The 24,518-nt window shown below is 38.8% G+C and carries 20 protein-coding genes; 19 read left to right on the top strand and 1 reads right to left on the bottom strand.

The features are described 5' to 3' along the window. Positions 1-467: 467 nt before the first annotated feature. From rfbF to H6G73_RS15095, 18 genes are all read left to right on the top strand, one after another. Positions 468-1,241, top strand: a complete 774-nt coding sequence (gene rfbF / locus H6G73_RS15180) for a glucose-1-phosphate cytidylyltransferase (protein WP_190605886.1) — start codon at positions 468-470, stop codon at positions 1,239-1,241. A gap of 33 nt (positions 1,242-1,274) precedes the next feature. Beyond that, on the top strand, positions 1,275-2,486 hold the full coding sequence (lhgO, locus tag H6G73_RS15175) for an L-2-hydroxyglutarate oxidase (protein ID WP_190605884.1): 1,212 nt from the start codon (positions 1,275-1,277) through the stop codon (positions 2,484-2,486). Positions 2,487-2,523: 37 nt separating this feature from the next. Further along, the gene (locus tag H6G73_RS15170; protein ID WP_190605882.1) at positions 2,524-3,549 is read left to right on the top strand and encodes an NAD-dependent epimerase/dehydratase family protein; all 1,026 of its coding nucleotides are present in this window, start codon (positions 2,524-2,526) and stop codon (positions 3,547-3,549) included. A 121-nt stretch (positions 3,550-3,670) separates the two neighbouring features. Then, on the top strand, positions 3,671-4,594 hold the full coding sequence (locus H6G73_RS15165; protein WP_190605880.1) for a glycosyltransferase family 2 protein: 924 nt from the start codon (positions 3,671-3,673) through the stop codon (positions 4,592-4,594). 167 nt (positions 4,595-4,761) lie between these two features. After that, positions 4,762-5,778, top strand: a complete 1,017-nt coding sequence (locus H6G73_RS15160; protein WP_190605879.1) for a glycosyltransferase family 2 protein — start codon at positions 4,762-4,764, stop codon at positions 5,776-5,778. Positions 5,779-5,808: 30 nt separating this feature from the next. Further along, the gene (locus tag H6G73_RS15155) at positions 5,809-6,645 is read left to right on the top strand and encodes a phytanoyl-CoA dioxygenase family protein (protein ID WP_190605876.1); all 837 of its coding nucleotides are present in this window, start codon (positions 5,809-5,811) and stop codon (positions 6,643-6,645) included. A 305-nt stretch (positions 6,646-6,950) separates the two neighbouring features. After that, the gene (rfbC, locus tag H6G73_RS15150; RefSeq protein WP_190605875.1) at positions 6,951-7,502 is read left to right on the top strand and encodes a dTDP-4-dehydrorhamnose 3,5-epimerase; all 552 of its coding nucleotides are present in this window, start codon (positions 6,951-6,953) and stop codon (positions 7,500-7,502) included. Between the two features lie 181 nt (positions 7,503-7,683). Further along, entirely contained in the window at positions 7,684-8,997 is a 1,314-nt protein-coding gene (locus H6G73_RS15145) for an NAD(P)H-dependent oxidoreductase (RefSeq protein WP_190605874.1), read from the top strand. 243 nt (positions 8,998-9,240) lie between these two features. Further along, complete coding sequence (locus H6G73_RS15140) at positions 9,241-10,341, top strand: glycosyltransferase (protein ID WP_190605872.1); 1,101 nt, start codon at positions 9,241-9,243, stop codon at positions 10,339-10,341. 70 nt (positions 10,342-10,411) lie between these two features. Beyond that, positions 10,412-12,643: a GumC family protein gene (locus H6G73_RS15135; protein WP_190605870.1), complete on the top strand. Its 2,232-nt coding sequence runs from the start codon at positions 10,412-10,414 to the stop codon at positions 12,641-12,643. A gap of 120 nt (positions 12,644-12,763) precedes the next feature. Next, complete coding sequence (locus H6G73_RS15130) at positions 12,764-13,762, top strand: glycosyltransferase family 2 protein (protein ID WP_190605868.1); 999 nt, start codon at positions 12,764-12,766, stop codon at positions 13,760-13,762. A 735-nt stretch (positions 13,763-14,497) separates the two neighbouring features. After that, positions 14,498-15,223 carry a heterocyst development glycosyltransferase HepC gene (gene hepC, locus H6G73_RS15125; protein WP_190605866.1) on the top strand — a complete coding sequence of 242 codons (726 nt, stop codon included), beginning with the start codon at positions 14,498-14,500 and terminating at the stop codon, positions 15,221-15,223. A 175-nt stretch (positions 15,224-15,398) separates the two neighbouring features. Next, the gene (gene hepA, locus H6G73_RS15120; RefSeq protein WP_190605865.1) at positions 15,399-17,249 is read left to right on the top strand and encodes a heterocyst formation ABC transporter subunit HepA; all 1,851 of its coding nucleotides are present in this window, start codon (positions 15,399-15,401) and stop codon (positions 17,247-17,249) included. A gap of 150 nt (positions 17,250-17,399) precedes the next feature. After that, the gene (locus H6G73_RS15115) at positions 17,400-18,254 is read left to right on the top strand and encodes a hypothetical protein (RefSeq protein ID WP_190605864.1); all 855 of its coding nucleotides are present in this window, start codon (positions 17,400-17,402) and stop codon (positions 18,252-18,254) included. Positions 18,255-18,345: 91 nt separating this feature from the next. Beyond that, positions 18,346-19,470: a glycosyltransferase family 4 protein gene (locus H6G73_RS15110; RefSeq protein ID WP_190605862.1), complete on the top strand. Its 1,125-nt coding sequence runs from the start codon at positions 18,346-18,348 to the stop codon at positions 19,468-19,470. 18 nt (positions 19,471-19,488) lie between these two features. Then, on the top strand, positions 19,489-20,517 hold the full coding sequence (locus tag H6G73_RS15105) for a glycosyltransferase family 2 protein (RefSeq protein WP_190605860.1): 1,029 nt from the start codon (positions 19,489-19,491) through the stop codon (positions 20,515-20,517). 44 nt (positions 20,518-20,561) lie between these two features. After that, positions 20,562-21,764: a glycosyltransferase family 4 protein gene (locus H6G73_RS15100; protein ID WP_190605857.1), complete on the top strand. Its 1,203-nt coding sequence runs from the start codon at positions 20,562-20,564 to the stop codon at positions 21,762-21,764. Further along, positions 21,682-22,701, top strand: a complete 1,020-nt coding sequence (locus H6G73_RS15095) for a glycosyltransferase (protein ID WP_190605855.1) — start codon at positions 21,682-21,684, stop codon at positions 22,699-22,701. Before H6G73_RS15100 ends, H6G73_RS15095 begins: the two co-directional genes overlap by 83 nt. A gap of 131 nt (positions 22,702-22,832) precedes the next feature. Here the strand turns inward: H6G73_RS15095 and H6G73_RS15090 are convergent, their stop codons facing one another. Further along, positions 22,833-22,973: a hypothetical protein gene (locus tag H6G73_RS15090; RefSeq protein WP_190605853.1), complete on the bottom strand. Its 141-nt coding sequence runs from the start codon at positions 22,971-22,973 to the stop codon at positions 22,833-22,835. Positions 22,974-22,992: 19 nt separating this feature from the next. On the opposite strand from H6G73_RS15090, the gene H6G73_RS15085 reads away from it, so the two are divergent. Beyond that, positions 22,993-24,429 carry an O-antigen ligase domain-containing protein gene (locus H6G73_RS15085; protein ID WP_190605851.1) on the top strand — a complete coding sequence of 479 codons (1,437 nt, stop codon included), beginning with the start codon at positions 22,993-22,995 and terminating at the stop codon, positions 24,427-24,429. Positions 24,430-24,518 lie beyond the last annotated feature (89 nt).

The raw sequence follows: 24,518 nt of genomic DNA, 5'->3' as shown, positions 1-24,518 counted from the left end.
GGGGTAATTATCTGTTGCCAACATTTTTCTGGCATTAAATATCTTGAAATGTCACCAAAAAATTCAGGTTTTTCAACCTCTTCCCTGGTAGGAGAGAGGTTGGGAAAATAGTTTTTAAATTTATCAAAATCACCTATTTTTAATTCACTCCGTTACTGGTGTATTTTGCTATTACTTATATTACTTAGGAATATATTTCCTGAGAAAGATGGTAAAAATGTAAAATAGGCTAGTTTTTTTGTGTATATTTAATCCCTTGATTTTTGAATAAATACAGTTTATCAATGTTTTACATATTAAATATCTTTATTTACTTTTTCTTTATTCTGGGGCTTTGATTTACAGGTAAATTATCTTTAGATTAGTTGCGGACAAAATAAACAAGATTCATTTTTAACGATTAACTGTGCATCCTCCTCTCAATAAATACATAGAAAAATATACCTGTAAACTTTTGAGGTCATTGCATGAAAGCAGTAATTTTGGCTGGAGGACTTGGTACACGCCTCAGTGAAGAAACCAGTATTAAACCTAAGCCAATGGTAGAAGTTGGTGGCAAACCGATTCTTTGGCACATTATGAAAATTTATTCCGCCCATGGAATTAATGATTTTGTCATTTGCTGTGGTTACAAAGGGTATGTAATTAAGGAATATTTTGCTAATTATTTCTTACACATGTCAGATGTAACTTTTGACATGAGATTTAACCAGATGAATGTACATTCTGGTTACGCAGAACCTTGGCGAGTCACTTTAGTAAATACGGGTGATAGCACTATGACCGGCGGGCGTTTAAAGCGAGTAAAAGAACATGTTGGCAACGAGACATTTTGCTTTACTTATGGTGATGGTGTGAGCGATGTCAATATTACTGAATTAATTAAATTCCATAAATCACAAAATACTTTAGCTACACTCACTGCTGTTCAGCCAGCAGGTCGCTTTGGAGCTATTTCTTTAGGTCAAGAACAAACAAGAATCACCAGTTTCCGAGAAAAGCATGATGGTGAAGGTGCTTGGGTAAATGGTGGTTATTTTGTCCTAGAACCCCAAGTCATTGATTTTATTGAGGATGATAAAACTGTATGGGAAACAGAACCATTAGAAAAGTTAGCTGATTTAGGGCAGCTATGTGCGTATAAACATGATGGTTTCTGGCAACCAATGGACACTTTAAGAGATAAGAAATACCTGGATGAGCTATGGCAAAGTAGCAAGGCTCCTTGGCAGGTATGGTAACAAATTCAATTTTCAATATTGGTAATCAAAACAATGTATGATTTTGTAATCATTGGTGGAGGAATAGTTGGACTTTCTACCGGTATGGCATTATGCGATCGCTACCCTGATGCCAAAATATTGGTGATCGAGAAAGAAAGTCAATTAGCATTTCATCAAACAGGTAATAATAGCGGTGTAATTCACTCTGGTATTTACTACAAACCAGGTAGTTTTAAAGCACAATTCTGCCGTGATGGTAGTCGCTCAATGGTGGAATTTTGCCAAAAACATCAGATTGACCATGAAGTTTGTGGTAAAGTGATTGTAGCAACAAATGAGCAAGAACTGCCACGCTTAGAAAATCTCTACAAACGCGGTTTAGAAAACGACATCGCTGTTAAAAGAATTAGCCCGGAAGAAGTGAGAGAAATTGAACCCCATGTTAGTTGTGTGGGTGGAATTCGGGTATTTTCTACCGGAATTGTTAATTACAAGCAAGTTTGTCAAAAATATGCAGAGTTAATTCAGCAACGTGGGGGAGAGTTACGGCTCAATACTAAAGTGCTGAAAATCATCAGCCAAGGTAAGAATCAAGTATTAGAGACTAACCAAGGCAATTTTACAACTCGCTTTGTCATTAATTGTGCAGGATTACATAGCGATCGCATCGCCAAATTAGCCAAACTTAACCCTCAAGCCAAAATCGTCCCCTTCCGAGGCGAATACTACGAACTCAAACCAGAAAAACGCTATCTCGTCAAAACCCTCATTTACCCAGTTCCCAACCCAGACTTTCCCTTCCTGGGCGTTCACTTCACCCGCATGATTGATAACAGCGTTCATGCTGGCCCTAATGCAGTTCTCAGCCTCAAACGAGAAGGTTATCACAAAACCGACTTCGACCTACGGGACTTTGCAGAAGTCATCACCTACCCCGGTTTTTGGAAACTAGCCGCTAAACATGCTGATGAAGGTATTCAGGAAATCATTCGTTCCTTTAGTAAAGCTGCCTTTGTCAGAAGTTTGCAAGCACTCATTCCCGAAGTCCAAGCGGATGATTTAATTCCCACCCATGCAGGAGTTCGCGCTCAAGCATTGATGAACAACGGCTCCCTTGTAGATGACTTTTTAATCATTCAAGGTGACAACTCCATTCATGTTTGCAATGCTCCCTCTCCGGCTGCTACTTCTTCCTTAGAAATTGGCAAAGCAATAGTCGCAAAAATTCCCCAACAGTCACACTTACCCAGTTTAGTCGCCTAAGCCAATTACAGAAATTAACAACAAGGACTTAACCACAATGAAAATATTAGTCACAGGAACAGAAGGTTATCTTGGCTCCTTATTACCTTCTTTGTTGATGAACAAAGGTCACGAAGTTATCGGTGTCGATACAGGTTTTTATAAAGCTGGCTGGTTATATAACGGTACTGATGTTACAGCCAAAACCCTCAATAAAGATATCCGTGACATTGTTCCCGAAGATTTAGCTGGGGTAGATGCCATTGTTCACATGGCTGAACTCTCCAATGACCCTACCGGGCAATTATCACCCAACATCACCTACGATATCAATCATTTAGGCTCTGTTCGCCTCGCTAACCTAGCTAAAGCTGTAGGTGTTCGTCGCTTTGTCTATATGTCTTCCTGTAGCGTTTACGGCGTTGCCAGTGAAGGAGATGTCACCGAAGAATCTCCCGTTAACCCCCAAACAGCTTACGCAGAATGCAAAACCTTAGTGGAACGGGATGTCAAACCACTAGCTAACGATGACTTTTCTCCCACTTTTATGCGGAATGCTACCGCCTTTGGTGCTTCCCCCAGAATGCGCTTTGATATTGTACTCAACAACTTAGCTGGGTTAGCCTGGACAACCAAAGAAATTAAAATGACCAGCGATGGTACACCTTGGCGGCCACTGGTTCACGCCTTAGATATTTGCAAAGCCATTGTTTGTGTATTAGAAGCACCCAGAGATATTATCCACAACCAAGTTTTTAATGTTGGTGATACAGCCAATAATTACCGAGTGAAAGAAATCGCCGAAATTATTGCTGAAACCTTCCCTGGTTGTAAATTATCTTTCGGTAATAATGGTGCAGATAATCGCAGCTATCGAGTCTCATTTGAGAAAATAAACACTCTTCTTCCTGGTTTCAAATGTGATTGGAATGCTCAACTTGGCGCACAACAACTATATAACCTATTCAGTCAAATTGACATGAGTGAAGATACATTTCTTTTCCGAGGGTTTACAAGATTGAAGCAACTAGAGTATTTAATTCGTACTCAACAAATAAATCAAGATTTCTTCTGGAATAAATAAGCTTACTCCTTCAAGTATTTAGGATTCAGGAGTCAGCATTGACTGTCTTCTGAGTTCCTGATACCTTCACGTTTTATTAATCAGGAGCATCAAATATGAAACTATAAAAAGAAGTTAATCCATGCATAAATTACTGACAATCAGCATTCCCACCTTTAACCGTGCCTCATTTTTAGATAAACAACTAACTTGGTTAGCTGAAGCTATCAAAGGCTATGAACACGAATGCGAAATTTTTATTTCTGATAACTGTTCCACCGATAACACTCAAGAAATAATTACAAAATGGCAACCAAACTTTAACCAAACAACATTTAAAAGCCATAGAAATAAAACTAATATTGGTGTTATGCCCAATATAGCCCATTGTTTTCAAAGTGCTAACACCAAATATGTTTGGGTAATTGGTGATGATGACCCGATTCAAATCAGAGCGTTAAGTTACGTCATTAACACCATTAAACAAAATCCAGACCTAGCGTTATTGATGCTCAATTTTTCCTGGTTCTATGTACCCACCGGAAAACTAGTATATGAACGGTGTTTTACCATTGACCATGAGCAAATTTATCTAGATGGCAAAAAAATTATTGAGCAGTGTTTACAGGAAAATTTCTCTGGGTTGGCATTTATGACTGCTCAAATCTACAGAACCACAGCCGTGAAAAAAGCCTTACAAGAATGGAATACTAGCATTGATAACCGCGAAGCACAAATATATTGGACTGCCTTTTGTGCCACTCAAGGTAGCGTCAAAATCACCAAAGATGTGTATTTACAATACGATTGCGGTATGAATTCTATTCCTGAATCAAAACTGTGGTTCAAGATTCGTTACGCTGATTTACCTGCTGTGTATATCAAATTAATGAAAATAGGATATAACCAAGCATTTTGCCAGCAATTGATATTAGAACATTTTACTGATAAAAACTGGCGGGTAATTTTTGGTGCTTTCAGACGCTGGCCGATTATGACAACTAATATCCTCATCCCCTATTTTATTTTAGTAGCTATATCTAGATGGAAACTACGTACTGCTTGAATAAGAATTGGATTTCTAAAAGCACTTTTATCAGGATTTTGGTTTGTACAGTCATGATATTGACTTGATTAAATTTACAACAGCTTAATACCTGGTAATGATTGTATTTTGGTTCTTTGTTTGCACTACTTTCATAACCACACTTTAAAAGATATTGATTACACCCCATGACCAAACTATTAACTATTGCTATCCCTACTTATAATCGTGCTGATTTACTTGATAAGCAATTAGAATGGTTGTCTCAAGCCATCAAAGGATTTGAATCTGATTGTGAAATTTTAGTTTCTGATAATTGTTCAACTGACCACACACCAATTATTGTGAAAAAGTGGCAAAATATCTTGAGTCATATCACCTTTAGATATAATAGAAATCCTGAAAATGTAGGCGTAATGAAAAATATTTTTTACTGCCTAAGTACAGCTACTACTAAATATGTGTGGGCAATTGGTGATGATGACCCAATTCAGATACGAGCCATTGCTCATATCATAGATAAAATTAAACAATATACAGATTTATCATTACTCTTTTTAAATTTCTCTGGTCGTAACAAAATTACAGGAGAAGCTGTTCATCCACCGACCATTATTGGTAATCGTTGGTTTGATGCAGATCAAGAAGAAGGGGAAAGAGAAGGTAAAGCAACATTTGGGCATTGTTTTGCTAAAAGTGTTGGTGCAGTTATCTTCCTAACTGCCACAATTTACCGGGCTGATTTAGTCAAAGTTGCTCTAGAAAAGTGGCCGGATGCCGTTAACAATTGGATAGCTTTAGCGTATTTAGCTGGCTATTGTGCTGCTAATGGTAGAGTGGTTGTGACAAAAGATATTTATTTAGAATGTATCGTGGGTGTCAGCTATTGGCAGAAAGAGCCAAAATCTGCGCTGTTAATGCAATATAAACACATTCCTGAAGTAATTTTAAAACTAGAAGAAAGTGGCTATTCTCAGGAGTTTTGTCGCAAGATGATGCTGCATAACTTCAAAGAGGTCAATTTAAAAGTATTTCTAGGAGCTTTACGCAGATGGCCTGTCTCTGCAATTAAAACTGTGGTACCATTTTTGGCTTTAGTAACTATATCTGCTTTTGAATTAATTCCCATCCCAACACGGGAATTCAAATTGGCAGAAGCAAGAGATAATTCCAGCAGCCAAGAAGTCAGACAGTATGAGCAATAAATGTCTGTAAATGAGTCAGGAGTTAATCCTATGATCAACAGAATTCAAGACAAGTTATTTAACTTGAAATCAGAGGTACTATATAGAGCATCATTAGTAAAACATAGAAGCAATTTACCTCAATTATCAGTAGGCGATCGCTTCATTGTTAATACTCTAAAAACAGAAGGAGCTTACATTACTTCTTTGGCTGATTTAGGTATAGATTCTACACCAAAAATGCTCCAATCTGCATATAAGCAACTGGTGAGAATGGCAGCAGTTGATAATCAAAATTTAGATGAGAGATTGCCACAAATTTACACCCTGACAGATTTACCAGAAATCTACAATTGGGGTAATAATCAACGCCTAATTAACATTATTGAAAATTATCTTGGTTTACCTGTGGCTTTTCATGGAGTTCATCTTCGGAAAGATTTTCCAAATGAACATCAGTTTGGTACACTACTATGGCATAAAGATTCAGAAGACCGTCGTATGGTAAAAGTCATCATTTATTTAAATGATGTAGAAAAAAAACACGGGCCTTTTGAATATATTCCTCTATCTTTAACTTCATTTCCTAACCCAAATGCCTACCGAGTTGATTATAAATTGTGGCAGTCTGGTTATTTAGGAATTAATGATGAAGAAGTTGAACCAATTATTCCCAAATCTGCTTGGAAATCCTGTCCTGGTCCTGCGGGAACAGTAGTGATTGCTGACCCTAGAACGGCATTACATCACGGTACAATTCGCACAGAAGAACGGTCAGCCCTCTTTTTTGTCTACACTACTAACCCACCTAAAAGACCAGAACTTTGTACTCAATATTGGGATGATACCTTTGCTAAACCAACCGTAAGTTCTTCATTGAACTCCTAATAATTAAGTAGGTCAACCTGATTAAATATAAAACGTCATTGTGAAAGGAACACAGTGGAGTGATACCAATTTAAAAAATGATTGTTACAGATGTAGGTTGGGTTGAGGTACGAAACCCAACACTCTAAAACCTTGTAAATGTTGGGTTTCACTTTGTTCAACCCAACCTACGCATCTGTCGCATTCTTTTATGGAATTGGTATGAAGCAATCCCAGTAACTGCATTTTACGTTTTTCAAATCTGACCTACTTATCTACTGTCTTTAGTTCACACAACTGTCAAGCAATCTGCAATTACTATTACTATGAAATTTACCGAAACTAATCTCAAAGATGCGTTTGTTATTGATTTAGAGGAAAAGCCAGACCATCGCGGTTTTTTTGCCCGGACTTTTTGTGCTCAGGAATTTATTGCCCACGGATTAAAGCCAACAGTAGCTCAATGTAACTTATCTTTTAATTATAAAAAAGGGACACTACGTGGTATGCACTATCAAATTGCACCAGCCACAGAAACAAAATTGATTCGCTGTACTAAAGGTGCTATTTATGATGTGATTATAGACATGCGTCCAGAGTCACCGACATTTTTATCCCACTTTGGCGTTGAACTCAGTGCCGAAAATCATCGGGCTTTATATGTGCCAGAAATGTTTGCTCATGGTTATCAAGCACTTACTGATAACTGTGAAGTAATATATCAAGTTGGTGAATTTTATACTCCTGGTTATGAGCGTGGTTTACGTTACGATGATCCATTTTTTAATATTCAATGGCCTTTAGAAGTAACAGAAATTTCCGACAAAGATTTAAATTGGCCATTAATGCGAATGATGACAGTTGGTAGTAGTCATTAGCTTAATTCAGAATGCGATTATGTAGGAATTTAGCATAGCTAAATTCCTATAAATACCCATATTGATATCAGAATAATACTGAAAACAGCAAAATTGATTGAATAGAAAGACAGGGAATAACCAACGAAAAAACAAAATATTACCCGGTCTCATATCATTAATTATCTCTGGAGTTGAAATAATGATTATTGTTGATAAAGCATTACAAGCTCGCGCCGAAGCTGGTAATCCTGTGAAAGTAGGGATGATTGGTGCTGGTTTTATGGGACGGGGAATTGCTAATCAAATTATCAATTCTGTGCCAGGCATGGAACTAGTTGCTATCTTTAATCGTCATATTGATACAGCTAAACAAGCTTATTTAGAAGCGGGAATTGATGATATTCAAGATGTAGAAACAGTCAGTCAATTAGAATATGCGATCGCCCAAGGTAAATATGCAGTCACAGAAGACCCCTATTTAATCTGTCGTGCGGCTGGCATTGATGCAATTATTGAAGTGACTGGAGCAGTAGAATTTGGTGCTCACGTGATTACCGATGCGATCGCCCATCGCAAACATGTCATCATGATGAATGCCGAGCTAGATAGCACCATTGGCCCCATCCTCAAAGTCTATGCCGATAAAGCTGGAGTCATCCTCAGTGCCTGTGATGGTGACCAACCAGGGGTAGAAATGAACCTCTACCGGTTTGTCAAAAGCATTGGCTTAACTCCTGTCCTATGCGGCAACATTAAAGGACTACAAGACCCCTACCGCAACCCCACTACCCAAGAAGCCTTTGCTAAACGTTGGGGACAAAAACCTCACATGGTGACTAGTTTTGCCGATGGCAGCAAAATTTCCTTTGAACAGGCCATAGTTGCCAACGGTACAGGCATGAAAGTTGCTAAACGGGGAATGCTCGGTTATGAATTCACCGGACATGTGGACGAACTCACCAAAGCATATGACCTAGACCTACTCAAACAACTAGGTGGCATCGTTGATTATGTTGTTGGTGCTAAACCTGGCCCTGGAGTCTATGTCTTTGCCACCCACGAAGACCCCAAACAATGCCATTACCTCAACCTCTACAAACTCGGAGAAGGCCCCCTTTACAGTTTCTACACTCCTTATCACCTCTGCCACTTTGAAGTACCTCTGTCTGTGGCCCGTGCAGTCCTCTTCCAAGATGCAGTTCTGGCACCTTTAGCTGGGCCAATGGTGGATGTTGTCACCACCGCTAAAATTGACCTGAAAGCGGGAGAAACTCTTGACGGCATCGGTTACTACATGACCTATGGACAATGTGAAAATGCCGATGTTGTCCAAGCAGAAAACCTCCTACCAATGGGTTTAGCAGAAGGTTGTCGTCTCAAACGAGATATTCCGCGGGATCAAGTCCTCACCTACGACGATGTAGAACTACCAGTAGGTAGACTAGCCGATAAACTACGTTTTGAACAAAACACCTATTTCGCTGCTACAAAAAGTCTAGTTGCAGTTGGGTAAATTTTCCCCCAATCAATAAGTTATAAATCATTCTTAGGGGCATGGCATCAATTATATTTCCCAGATAAAAAGCCATGTTCCTACATTTTTCCTGATTCAAGATTGCTACTAGCGCAGATATTCATCAGCCTCAATTAACTAGCGAAAACTAATAAAATTTATGCTCTAACACAATTTATAAATAAAACTGTTCCTCCAGATACAAAAACTTATATTTTTCCCTTCATATCCAGGTTGGAAATTATGAAAATTGCTCTTGTCCACGATTACTTAACTCAACGAGGTGGAGCAGAGCGCGTCTTTGAATTATTATGTACGCGCTATCCTGACGCTGACATCTTTACTTCGATTTACGACCCCGAAAGAACAATTGATTTGAGCGATCGCATCGTTAAAACTACTTTCTTACAAAAAATTCCCCGTGCAGCCCAATATTTTCGGATGTTGGCTCCTTTGTATTTTCCGGCTTTTCGTACCCTGGATTTACAAGATTATGACCTGATTATTAGCAGTAGCACCAGTTTTGCTAAAGCAGTCCGGAAAAAACCCCAAGCCTATCACATTTGCTTTTGTCATAATGTGACCAGGTTTTTATGGGATACCCAAACTTATTTACGTGAATATGGTGACTATCGCTATTTCGCTCCCTTAATTGAATATATATTTCAATTAATGCGAAAAGTAGATTTAAAATACGCCCAAGAACCAGATTTATACATTGCTAACTCTAGTATTGTCGCTCAACGTATTCAAAATATTTACCGCAAAGAATCCCTCGTAGTCAACTATCCAATTGATACCAAAAATTTTATTTTCTCCAAAACAAAAGAAGATTACTATCTTGCATCGGCACGAATGATCAGTTATAAACGTCTTGATATCATAGTTGAGGCTTTTAACTGGTTAGGGTGGCATTTATTAATATCAGGTGACGGCCCAGAAAAAGAACGCCTCCAAGCCAAAGCATTACCGAATATCGAGTTTTTAGGTCATGTCAGTGATAAAACTCGCAAAGACTTATTTGCTAAAGCTAAATCAATTATTGTTGCTGCTTTAGAAGACTATGGATTAGTTCCTGTAGAAGCCAATGCCAGTGGCACACCAGTTATTTCCTATGGTGCTGGTGGCGTTTTAGATACGCAAATACCTGGGCAAACAGGCGTTTTCTTTAAAAAACAAACTCCAGATTCTTTACACACAGCATTACTAGAAGGAAACAGTATTGCTTGGGATTACGAAAAAATTCGTAATCACGCAGTCAACAATTTTTCTGAGCAAGCTTTTTTTAGTAAGGTTGAGCAAATTCTCCATGGGACTTGTGGTATGCGTAGCGCATTCATTTAATCTCACTCAATGCACTCTTGGAGATAAAAAAATAGGCATAGCATCTTGCAGATAAGGATAGATAATAAAAGTGGTTCAAACAAGTCTAAATCCGCAAATAATTCCAGCTATAGCAGATGATGAACCAAGTTATGGACAAATCTTTGCTGTATTTATGCGGAGATTTCCTTGGTTTTTATTAGTATTTTTGAGTTCTACTGCTATTGCAGGTCTGATTACTTTCAGAACAGCCCCCACTTTCAAAAGCTCAATGCAACTGTTGGTAGAGCCAAACTATCAAGGTAAAAGAGAAACAGGAGGAGTAGAAACTCAATTTACTGATGCGAATGTAGAGATTGACACCGCCACCCAACTCAACTTGATGCAAAGTACGGGATTATTACAAAAAGCGGTAATTAAACTGAAATCTCAATATCCCAACATTACTGTCGCTGATTTGAAAAAATCTTTAGTTTTAGAACAATTAAAAACTAAAGAAGATAATGTTGCCACCAAAATATTTCAAGTTGATTATACTCATCAAGATCCAGAAAAAACTCAAGCGGTTCTCACAGCTATTCGCGAAGTTTACGTAGAATATAACAAACAACAACAAGATTCTCGGTTACAAAAAGGTCTGCAAGTCATTCGTGAACAATTAAGAAAAGCGAGTGATGAAGTTAATGCTTCAGAAGCGAATTTACAACGATTTCGCCGCAATCAAAATCTGATTGATCCAGAATCCCAAGCTAAGGCTCTAGAAACTAGTTTAAATACTGTCCAGCAAGAGCGACAAACTACTCGTTCTCAATACGAAGAAGCTTTAGCCAAGCAAAAATCCTTGCAAGAACAACTGAATCGTTCTCCTCAAAATGCTTTGGTTTCTTCGCGGTTGAGTCAGTCTTCTCGTTATCAAAGCTTACTCAATGAAATTCAAAAAACTGAACTGGCTTTAGCACAGGAACGGTTGCGTTTTACTGATGACACACCCAGTGTGCAGAAGTTAAAAGACCAACTGCAAAGCCAAAAAGAGTTATTGCAAAAAGAGGTGAGTCGAGCTTTAGGTGGACAGTCCCTCAAGGCTGTTGGTTCTGGGCAACCTCTACTAGAACAAGGTCAACTAGGACAAATTGACCTGACTCTCACTAGTCAACTGGTAGATACCCAGACAAATATAGTTGCGTTAGCTGCCCGTGATCAAACCTTGGCACAAAAGGAAAATGAATTGCGTGCGGAACTCAAGCGTTTTCCTTCGCTATTGGCTTATTACAATCGTCTATTACCTCAATTACAATTTAGCCGGGAAAGAATGGAGCAATTGTTAAGGGCAGAGCAACAATTGCGGCAAGAACTTTCTAAAGGTGGATTTAACTGGGAAGTAGTAGAAGAACCCCAAAAAGGTGTGATGGTCGGCCCAAACCTGCAACAAAATTTGTTGTTGGGTGCAGTGGTGGGGTTATTGCTAGGTGGAATGACAGCTTTTATTCGTGAAGCATCTGATGACTCTGTACGTACAACGGCTGAGTTAGAGAAACGCTTTTCTGTACCCTTATTAGGCACTACACCCAAACTACCACCAGCCAAACCAAAGGAATCAATGATTAAGTTGCCCTTTGGTAAACCAGAAGTTTTGGCACCTTGGACAATACAAGTGCTGCATTCTCCACCTCGTTGGGAATCTTTGGATCTGATTTATAAGAATATTGAACTACTCAATCGGTCTGTTGATTTAAAGTCTTTAATGGTGACTTCTGCTTTACCAGATGAAGGTAAGTCAGCTTTGGCTTTAGGTTTAGCCATGAGTGCAGCAAGGTTGCATAAACGAGTTCTGTTGATTGATGCTAATTTACGCGACCCACATTTACACAAGCAGTTAAATCTTCCCAATCAACAAGGACTGGCAACTTTACTTGCTAGTGATGTGAGCATACCTAATCAAATAGGGGTTCCCTATTCTGGTTCTTCCTATATTGATATTCTCACCGCAGGCCCCATCCCCAGTGATCCTGCCCATCTGTTGAGTTCTCCCAGAATGCAGGAGTTGATGGCAGTATTTGAAGAAAACTATGATTTGGTATTGATTGATGCCTCTCCAGTCCTGGGTTTGGTAGATGCCCTACTGGCAGCATCATCTTGTCGCAGTGTGCTGATGGTGGCCAGTATGGGTAAGGTGACAAAAACTCAGATAGCTCAAGCTACAGCAATGTTAAGCAAATTGAATTTGATTGGGGTTGTAGCTAATGGGGTCTCGAATGCTGATACTACATACGTTCCCTATGTTAAGCCACAACGATTGGCGCTCAAACAAGCGGTAGAGAAATAGTTAAATCATTTTTGGTCGTCTTAGGGTAGGACTTACACCAGTTGGTATCTCTACAAATAACTTGGTGGGTAAGTCCTATATTTCTTGTGCACTTTTACTAACAATACCCATGCCAACCTTATGACAGAGTTTGATGATTACACACAACCCTTAGTCAGCGTTATTATTCCTACCTATAATAGACTAGAGTATCTTCAGGAAGCGATCGCTAGTGCAGTCAACCAGACTTATCGCCATCTTGACATTCTGGTTTGCGATAACTGTAGTGATCTCAGTCCCCAAGCAATTATTGATTCTTTTCAAGATTCACGTATTCGCTTATGGCGCAATACAAAAAATCTGGGTATGGTAGCTAATATTAAAAATGGCTTTAAAATGGCATGGGGAAAATATGTTGCCAGCCTACATGATGACGATATATGGGAGGAAGATTTTTTAGTCAAACTTGTCCCTATGCTCGAAGCTAATCCCCATTTGGCTGTTGCTTTTTCTGATTGTTATATTATTAACTCCAAGGGCATCATCGACCATGAATTGACGGCTAAAAATTCGCAGACATTTAAACGTAGCGAATTAAAAACAGGCATTTATCAACCCTTTTATGAACAGGGCATAATTAATATGTCTGTAGCTAGTGCTAATGCTGCGGTCATTCGCAAGGAAGTTGTCAACTGGGATGAAATTCCTTTAGAGGTCGGTGGTTGCTACGATTTATATATTAATTACCTTTGTTCTCGTTCTGGTCTAGGCGCTTATTATAGCTCTGAAAAGCTGACTCGCTATAGACAGCATCCACAATCTGATACTTTAACTGATAACCCCATAAGTAATATTCGTAAAGCCAAGAACCATCTATTTTGCTATGAACAATTTATTGCAGATCCCAACTTAGAGAAATTTCAAGCATATTTTCAACAGAGATTATTAGCAGCTAATTTTGTGTTAGCTCAAAGCTTTTTGCAAGATGGTCAACCAGAAACAGCACGTTTTTATTTTTCCAAAATAATTCAACAGAAAAAAAATAGTCTCCGGGCAATCCTGGGACTATTGTTAACCTTTATTCCTAAATCTGAACGTATACCTATTTGGGAAATAGCTGGATTTAAAGGACAAGGCTAAGAATATCAGCAAGTCTATCTAGACTATGTAGGGTGTGTTGTCCCATAGGTCAACGCACCGTCAAATATTCCTAAAAATATACTTTGGTATAGTAATTGACTGTATTAACATTAACTATTGATGGGGTAGACAAGATGTCTACCCTTATATATTTGATTAAATTCACATAAATAAAATTATCCTGCTGTCAGAAAAATGTGAGGATTTTAAAATAACAACAAACTTGAATCTTATATATTGATTTTAAAAAGAATATTATTCACCATAAATTAAACTGTATTATTTAATCAAAAATATATTTTATATCATGGATTTTCTGCACCAATTCAAGAATGGGGCTGGCATGTTCATGAGAAATTGTTGATTTAATTACATAACAATCAATAATTTTATTTCAGTTATGTTAATTGCAATTTATCTCATTTTAATCAAATCATGATTGTCAAACCAAGTAATTAAAGAGTGAATAAAGAATGTTTCATGGCCGCAACAGTTTTTTTATTTTCTTATATTCTAGAAAATGAAGATGCAATTGCAGTAAAAGGTAAGAGTGACGTATTTTTGTGAAATACTGAATCTTTAAAATAAACAAGCAGATAATCTTCATCGATTCTGTAACCAGATTCATTTTTTCTTTTTCTATATTGTCTATCCTGCACTGTCACTGAGATATTCAAATTTTTGCCTATTTGAATATCAAGTTAGTCATTAAGTCCTGTATACATGAAAAGATATATGTCAGCGTCAATCATTCCCAGTGTACAGAGTAACTATACTATTTCTCCGCCTCAATCCCATCCACATTTTCGGTTTCAATACTGCTCAATTCAATGGCGAATGGGCAAGCTTTTAGTCACTCTACCGAGAAAATCGAAACAGCCATATTTACCAGCATTGGAAAATGAAGAATTGTTAGTCAACTGTTTACAACATTCTCCGATTAACTTGGTAGATATAGACCCCAGACTAGGCACTACTTGTTTATTATTTTGGGCAGAAGCATGTCATAAAGCCAACAAACAATTATATATTCGGAGTGCATTTAGTAATAGGTTTCTGAAGAAGAGTAATCCATTTTTGAGGTTTTTTGCACGAATTATTGACTTTTGCTTAGGATGTGGACTACTGCTGTGGTTAAGTCCAATCATCCTCGCTTTAATGTTTGTTATTCGTAGATATTCACCAGAAATGCTGTTTATCTCTGAATGGTATGTTGGGGAAAGAGGTAAGCTGATACGGGGTCTCAAGTTCTACACTGGTAGTGAAGCTAATATGATTCCCATTGGATCATGGATGCGAAAATATGGTTTAGATAATTTACCAAAATTGGTTAATATCATCAGGGGAGAATTGAGTTTTTTTGGCTATAATAATGGTCAATTAGATGAAGCTGTGCAGTCGAGTTTAAATATTCAACAGCCATTAGTATCTTACTCAGGCTTGAATACCAGTAATCTATAAGTATTGCCTGGGAAAGTTGACAAATTTTTTGTGAATTATTTGTAAACATTTCCATGGCTCTAGTGCGGTAATTTTCGCTTCTTTGTTCCGCACTTACATTGAATTGTTAGTTGGTTGCATCATTAGTAGCCAAATAGGTTGATGAATCTAGATTAACTGTTGTTAAACAACACCAATGAAATTAAAAATTCTGAATTTTTTACGTTTTTCTTTCAAGGCAACTCAATTTTGGCAGGCAAATTATTTAATTTTGAGAGAATTTAAACACCTGCGAAAAATTACTGTACTGGCTTTAATTTTCACATTTTTTGCTGTTACATTTGAAGGAATCAGCGTTGGATTTTTACTCTCATTTCTCCAGAACTTGACTAACCCTAATGCTGAACCAATGAGAATAGGCAACCAGTGGTTTGATGAATTTATTTTAGGGGTTAATACATCAGCTATTAGCCGCCTATATCGAATCTGCTTTCTGATTCTAATCAGCACCTGGATGCGGGCAATTTTTAATTATTTTGCCCAAATATATACAGAATTAGTGCAAGTTCATCTTGCTGATCGGTTAAGAAAGCAGATTTTTGAACAATTACAATCTTTCAATATCAGTTATTTTACTAATGCTCGTTCTGGTGAATTAGTAAATACAATTACTACAGAAATTGAAAAGATTAAACAAAGTTTTAGCGGTGGAGCATTTCTATTTACTAGAGGCTTAACAGTTTGTGTTTATTTCATCACAATGCTGTTGCTTTCCTGGAAGCTGACTATTATTGCTGTGATGTTATTTGCACTTCTGGCAGTAGGATTATCAACTCTCAATGCTAGAGCAAGAGAAACAAGTTTTGATGTGTCCACAGCTAATGGCAATTTCACCGCTACAGCTTTAGAGTTTATCCATGCAATTCGCACAATTCATGCTTTTAATACCCAGGATTTTGAGCGTCATCGTTACTACAAGGCTAGTAATCAAGTAGTCCAAGCTTCCACTAGAGTTATTTATGTTTGGAATTTAGTCAGACCAATTGCGGAAAGTGCAGCGACTACTATACTAATTGGGATGATTATTTTAGCTTTTACTACCTTTGTAGCTAATGGTCATTTAGAAGTTGGTTCTTTATTGACTTTCTTCTTTGTACTATTTAGACTGGTTCCGTTTATTCAAGATATTAATGGAACAAGAGCATTTCTCAGCACAATGCAAGGTTCAGCAGATAGCATTAAAAATCTGTTGAAGTCGGAAGATAAGCCTTATTTTCAAAATGGTGCGATTCAATTTCCTGGGTTGCAAAGATCGATTAATTTTGTGGGTGTAGATTTTGCTTATAGTCCAGAGCAAAAAATTCTGAATAATATTACCTTGACAGTAGAACGGGGTAAGATGACTGCTTTAGTCGGTGCTTCAGGTGCAGGAAAAACTACGCTAGCTGATTTAATTCCTCGCTTTAATGACGTTACGGAAGGTCATATCTATATTGATGACCTAGACATTCGTCAGTTTGAAATTAATTCTCTCAGAAATAAGATAGCTGTCGTTAGTCAAGATACTTTTATTTTCAATACTTCTGTTTGGAATAATATTAATTATGGTAGTCCATATGCAACGGAAGAGGAAATAAAAGAAGCGACTCGATTAGCGAATGCTTTAGAGTTTATTTTAGCTATGCCAGAAGGATTTGACACCCAACTAGGAGATAGAGGTGTGCGCTTATCTGGTGGACAAAGACAACGAATAGCGATCGCTCGCGCATTATTACGCAACCCAGAAATTTTAATCTTGGATGAAGCTACTAGTGCTTTAGATTCGGTCTCAGAACGCTTGATTCAAGAGGCTTTAGAACAACTATCTGTGGGTAAAACTGTCATCGCGATCGCACACCGTCTTTCTACTATTGCTAAAGCCGATAAAGTCGTGGTCTTAGAACAGGGACGGATAGTAGAACAGGGTAATTATCAGGAGTTGCTAGACCTACGAGGTAAACTTTGGCACTATCACCAAATGCAGTATGAAACAAGTCAAAGGGAATAAATAAAGTTTGAATTCAGGGATAAATCAGAATTAATTATGATCAGCAAATCTTCCTTCTCTATATTCCTGATTTAATAAGCACTTCTGATTTCTAATTCCTGAATTTCCAATTAACCATGAATTCTAACTTTAGAGGGAATCGCTCAAAATATGGTTAACGTAGGATATCATTCAGCTAAAATTCAAGGTCAATTAATTCGCTCTTTATACACAAAGTCTCTCAATCAAATTGTTAAGTTTCCTATTCAACATCAACGCCAAGTTGATATCGATATTTATGCTTTTTCCTGTGAGCGTGATTTAGCCATTCAAGTAGCAAATATTCGCTCATTTCTTCGCTTTGTAGGAATTCCTGCCAAGTTTGTGGTGATTTCTGATGGCACTTATACAACTAAATCTATTCACACTTTACAACAAATTCACAATTGTGTCCAGGTATTTGATTGGCAAGAACTATTAACAAATTATGTACATCCCATAATTAGGAAATTTGCGGTCAATAGTCCACAAAAAGCAATCATGGCATTTTGGAAAAGATTGGCAGTCTTAACTTCAATGTCTATCGACAAGCCAACTATTTATACTGATGCCGATATTTTATTTTTCCCCGGTGCAGAAACAATCATTAAGTTATGCCAATCTGATGAAAGTCATGCTTGGTATTTACCAGATTGTTTACCTTCACTAGATGCAAGATTGTTATTAAATCACGAGAAAGAACTCCATCCAGTTAATGCTGGTTTTTTCTTACTGCAACAACAAATAGATTGGCAAGAAGCGCTAGACCGAGTAGAACAAGTCATCGATGTACCTGAATATTTTACAGAACAAACTGTAGTACATTTAGCGATGCACAAAGCTCAAGCTAAACCACTAAATTCAGAGAAGTTTGTGCTACATGTTAATGACCAATTCCGGTATCAAGACAATTGTAATTATCAACAAGTAGCGTTGCGTCATTATGTCAGCGACATTCGCCATAAATTCTGGTTGAATTTAGTGTAATTGACACAGTATTGGACTCATCAAAATTTACTTTGCCCTAGAAAATTTAATTGGTTTTTGAAGTGATGTTTAGAATCTGCTACATACAAACATGATATCAACATTAGCTACAGAAAAAATCATATATCAATGCTCGGCAGTTGATATTACTAAAGGTGGTGGGTTAGAAACTTATATCGCATCTTTAATTAATTCCCATATGCCAGGGGTGAAAAACGCTCACCTTCCGGCTTTAAAATATCTCAAGCGCGATAATTGTGTATTGCTACATCTCCATGACCCGGAATGTTTAGGAGAACTGACAGGAGAATTACCAGCAATATTTACACTACATAATCACTGTAGTTATTGTCCGAGTGGCACCAAGTATTTAGCTGCACAACAAAAGCCATGCGATCGCACTATGCACCCCTTGGGATGTACCTGGGGACATTTTGTAGACAAGTGTGGTTGTCGCAGACCACAAGTGCTGAGTCAAAAGTTGTGGAATACTCATCATTTTTTGGAAAATCTCAAAAAAATTAATATTCCTGTCATTGCGAATAGCAACTATATTCGTGAGCAAATTATTAGTAATGGTTTACCTCCTGAACGAGTTACAACATTGCATTGCGGGGTACAAAAACCTAAATCACCGGCAGCAAAATTAAGGGCAGACATTCATCAAAATCAGCGCATTTTATTTGTCGGTAGGATTGTTCCTGACAAGGGATTGGAATGGTTGATTAAAGCCTTAGCGCAAACCGACAGTCACATTCATTTAGATATTGCCGGAGAAGGTTGGGAAAGACCCAGACTAGAGCAATTATCTGCTCAGATGGGACTGAGCGATCGCATTACTTGGCATGGTTGGTGTCAAGGTGAAAAACTCGAATCTCTCTATCACAATTGTTTTGCTGTTGTTTTCCCCAGTCTATGGCCAGAACCTGCTGGTTTAGTCACCCTGGAAGCTTATGCACGTTATCGTCCCGTCATTGCTAGTGCTGTGGGTGGTATTCCTGAACATATCCAGGATGGTAAAACGGGGATTTTAATTCCTCCCTTGAAGATTGAAAAACTAGCACAGGCAATCAATCAACTGGCACATAACCATGAACAAACCCGATTGATGGGTGAGCAAGGTCAAGCTTGGTACGAACAAGAATTTACCCTAGATATTCATATTCAACGATTGAAAAAAATCTACGACACAACTATTGCTGAATTTCGCTATTAATAAATCTGGAGTTAATGAATGGTTTTTAGTTCTCAGATATTAGAACCTCTCGTCAGTGTTATCATTCCTACTTATAATCGACCGGAATACCTAAAACAAGCAATTACTAGCGCCCTCAATCAAACTTATCAAAATATTGAAATTATCGTTTCTGATAATTGCTCCCCTGAAAATCCCCAGGCTTTAGTTGCATCTTTTCAAGACCCACGCATCCGTTTTTGGCGACATCCAAAAAATGTGGGTTTGTTAGCTAATCAACTTCATGCTTTTAAAATGGCTAAAGGTAAATACTTTGCTAGTTTGCATGATGATGATTTGTGGAATCAAGATTTTTTAGCTAAATTAGTTCCTACTTTGGAAGCGAATCCCAACGTCATTTTGTCCTTTTGTGACCAATATATTATTGATAAATATACCCGCATTGACGAGGTAGCAACGGAAGAAAATTCACGGGCTTATAAACGCAATAAAATTAAAGGTGGAGTACATACCAACTTTACCACCATGGGTTTAGTTTATAAAAGCATTCCCACTGCGGCAGCAGCTGTATTTCGCAATGGTGTCATTGATTGGGATAAAATTCCGGCTGAAGTTGGCGGTATGTGGGATTTATATTTAACCTATCTGGCTTGTATTTCTGGGTATGCTGTTTACTATCATCCAGAAAAATTAACCCGCTATCGTTGCCATGAAGAAACCGACACGATGATGAGTGGTGGTCGGAATATTCAAGCCAAAATTCGCAAGGCTAAGAGCGAAATTTTCTGTTATCAAACTTTCATGGAAGATGTGCGACTGCAAGAGTTTTATCCATATTTTAAACAGCAATGCCTAGAGGCGCATACCACTTTGGGAATTGGTTTATTGCGAGATAAAAAAGTTGCTGATGCCCGTCCTTATTTCTTGCTAGCACTCAAGGGACAGAAATTTAATTTCCGCACTGTTGTTGCCTTAATTCTCAGTTTTATTCCGTGGTTTTTGGTTAATAAGCTAATTTTCATGCAAAGGAGAAAAAATCAATCAGAAAATAGTTTGATCAATGCTTAAAACATTTGTCTATTTATAAATCCAAACTCCATTCGAGGTTAGCAGTGAAAATTGGCATTGTCACCCATAAAATTCAAGCAGGTGATGGTCAGGGACGAGTGAATTATGAAGTAGTTAAAGAAGCCATTCGTCGCGGACATTCCTTAACATTATTAGCCAGTGAAATTGCTTCAGATTTAGCAGAGCATAAATTAGTTAATTGGGTGCAAATTCCTGTGGATAAATATCCAACAGAATTATTACGTAATTTGATATTTGCCCAAAAAAGTGCCGCTTGGTTACGCCAACATCGAGGGGAACTAGATTTAGTCAAAGTGAATGGGGCAATTACTGGTGGTGTGGCAGATATCAACGCTGTGCATTTTGTCCATAGTTCCTGGTTGCGATCGCCTGTGCATATTTCCCGATTGCGGCGAGACTTCTATGGCTTGTACCAATGGTTATTTACTGCCCTCAACGCTCATTGGGAAAAACGCGCCTTTCGTCATGCTAAAAGAGTGGTTGCAGTCTCCGATAAAGTTGCCCAAGAACTAATTAGTATCGGCGTTCCACCTTCCCAACTCCAGGTGATTGTCAATGGTGTAGACTTACAAGAATTTTCCCCTGGTGTAGTTTCCCGCCAACAATTAGGTTTACCAGCCAACGTCACCTTAGCCTTATTTGCTGGAGATATTCGCACACCCAGAAAGAACCTAGATACGATTCTCCAGGCATTAGCCCAGGTGCCCGACCTCCATTTAGTCGTGGTTGGCAACACAGAAGGAAGCCCCTTTCTGGAATTAGCGGCTAACTTAGGTATTACTCACAGAGTACATTTTGTCGGTTATCGGCGGGATATTGCTGCCATTATGCGGGCAGTGGACTTCTTTGTATTTCCTTCCCGTTACGAAGCCTGTTCCCTCGTATTATTAGAGGCACTATCTTCAGGACTGCCTGTTATTACCGCCATCGCTACAGGGGGTGCAGAATTAGTAACACCAGAGGCGGGAATAGTTTTAGCAGACACTGACGATATTAATGCTCTAGCCACCGCACTGTCTTCATTAACAAGCGATCGCTCCCTCCGCGAACAAATGAGTCAAGCAGCTAGGGCGATCGCCGAACAACATAGCTGGACAAAAATGGCACAAACCTATGTAGATCTATTTGAGGAGTTGATTGTCAATGAGGAACACAGTTCTCATCCCTACCTATCGTCGTCCTCAGGATCTATCCCGTTGTCTATTAGCACTGCAAGCCCAAACTAAACCAGTTGATCAACTGATTATCGTTGTCCGCGATACGGATGCAGAAACTTGGCAATTTTTGGGTCAGTTCTACCCTCACAAACTACCACTACATATTGTGATCGTCACCCAACCCGGTGTAGTTGCTGCCCTAAACACCGGACTGGAACTAGTCAAAGGCGATATTGTTTCCATCACTGATGATGATGCTGCCCCCCGTCCCGATTGGTTAGCGAAAATCAACGCTCACTTTCAAGCCGATAAAGCGATCGCTGCCGTGGGTGGACGTGATTGGATTTATCAAAATCAGCGACTAGAAGATGGCTCCCGCACTGTAGTCGGTAAACTGCAATGGTTTGGTCGTGTCATTGGTAATCATCATCTGGGTATTGGTGAACCCCGTGAAGTTGATGTCCTCAAAGGAGTCAACATGAGCTTTCGTCACAGCGCCATTCAACAACTCAGATTTGATGAAAGAATGCAAGGAACAGGGGCCCAAGTCCATTTTGAAATGGCATTTACCCTAGCACTCAAACGGGCAGGTGGGAAAATCATTTATGACCCCAATGTTGCCGTAGACCATTACCCAGCCCCACGGTTTGACGAAGACCAACGCCAGCAATTCAACGCCACAGCCTTAACTAACCTCGTTCACAACGAAACCCTTGTCTTACTAGACCATCTCCCCCCTGTTCGCCGCACCATCTTCTTACTTTGGGCCTTAATCATCGGCTCCAGAGATAGTTTTGGCTTACTCCAATGGTTGAGATTCCTCCCCAGCCAAAAACAACTAGCCAGTCAAAAGCTTGTAGCATCATGGCAAGGACGCTGGCAAGGATGGCAAACATGGCAAACTCCCATTCCCCCAACCCCAACTCCCATAGCGTCAGAAAGCCTACCTTTAAGCTATGGCGTGAATGTTAATCCTCAGACCACCTTTTCGGCTGAGAATAATTGATTAACAGCATAGGTGTGGTGGGGAAAAGGGGAAACACGGGCAGCAGGGGAATACACATTAATTCTTTTTAGTTCAGGTTTGCTGTTCGCGTAGCGTACCGCAGAAAGAAGAAGACAGAAGTTACAGAATAATTAATGCGATTGCTGCTGAATTCTGGCATTTTTCAACTTCTGTTCGCACAGCGTGCCGTAGGCATACTTCTGTTCGCGCAGCGTGGCGCAGCCATACTCCTGAACTTCTAAACTTCTGTTCGCGCAGCGTGCCGAAGGCATACTCCTGAACTCCTTACTTATGCTATCTGAACAAATACCTTTAAAGAAAATCCCTCTACAACAAACTTTTTCTCCTAATAAACAGAGAAACGCAGAAGCCGCGATCGCTCTTTTTGGCTTCTGTTTAATCACCGCAGCTTGCTATTTTACTTCCAGTGCTATGTTGCGGACTGTGTTTCCTGGTGCGGCTTTTGTTGTAGCTATCTTTTTATATTTACGTCATCCTATTTTTTATCTGGGCTTCACTTGGTGGGTTTGGTTTCTCACCCCCTTACTCACTCGGCTGGTAGATTACCGGGTGGGCTGGGACCCGACCCGCCAAATGTTAATCACCCCTTATTTAGTCGTATTTATTACTATTTTTACTTTTTTCAAGCACCTGCCTCGCACTCTCAAGCAGGGAGGTTTGCCCTTTTTATTAGCCTTTGTGGGGGTTTTTTATGGCTTTTTAGTTGGTCTGATTTACAATCAACCTGTACCAGTCTTTAGAGGCTTTTTAGATTGGGTTAGCCCCATTATCTTTGCTTTTCATTTGTTTGTGAATTGGCGAGACTATCCTAGTTATCGTCGGAATCTACAGCAAGTATTTCTCTGGTGTGTCATCATTACAGGTGCCTATGGTATCTATCAATTTGTGGTAGCTCCAGAGTGGGATAAATTTTGGCTGATTAAATCGGAAATGACCAGTAGTTCCGGCTCTCCTGAACCCTTTGGGATGCGGGTTTGGAGTACCATGCACTCAGTTGGCCCCTTCGGTACTGTCATGCAAACTGGGTTATTATTACTATTCAGTAGTACCGGACCGCTGATTTTTCCAGCTTCTGCCGTTGGTTATTTATCATTCCTATTAGCCCAAGCACGTACTAATTGGGGTGGCTGGTTATTGGGCGTAATTTTGATTATGGGTTCAGTCAAGACAAAAATTCAAATCCGCTTAGTGACCATTTTGTTGGTAATGGCATTGTGTGTAGTGCCCTTAGTCACCATTGAACCAATATCTAAAGTTGTCACCACCCGCTTAGAAAGTTTTACCAACTTAGAAAAAGATAGCAGTTTCCGCGATCGCTCTGGTAGTTACGACAGAAACCTGGGATTAGCTCTGACCAACGGTTTCGGTAATGGTTTAGGAAATATTTGGAAGGTAAATGAAAAAACCGGGCAAATCGAAGTAGTGGTAATTGATAGTGGTGTTTTAGATATGTTTTTCACCTTGGGTTGGTTTGGTGCCATTCCCTATTTAGGTGGCTTAATTTTAATAGTAGTTACAGTCAGCAAATATACAGAAGCTAAATTTGATAGTTTTATCAGTGCAGCCCGTGCTATTGGGATCAGTTCCTGCTTGCAGCTAATTATTAGTAGTGGAATGCTGAGTATTTCCGGGATGATTATGTGGGGATTCTTTGCTATGGCTATGGCTGCTCATAAGTATTATCAACATCATAGCAGAAATATTTAATACGAAACGAAAATTACTGCATCAAAAAACATAAAATATAGAATGTGTTACTTCTACTTATAGAGGTAATACACTTTTTCTATGTTTTT

The organism is Richelia sinica FACHB-800 (genome assembly GCF_014698825.1).
Lineage (GTDB): Bacteria > Cyanobacteriota > Cyanobacteriia > Cyanobacteriales > Nostocaceae > FACHB-800.
The sequence above is the reverse complement of the archived record's forward strand: the minus strand, read 5'-3'. Positions and strand labels throughout refer to the sequence as shown.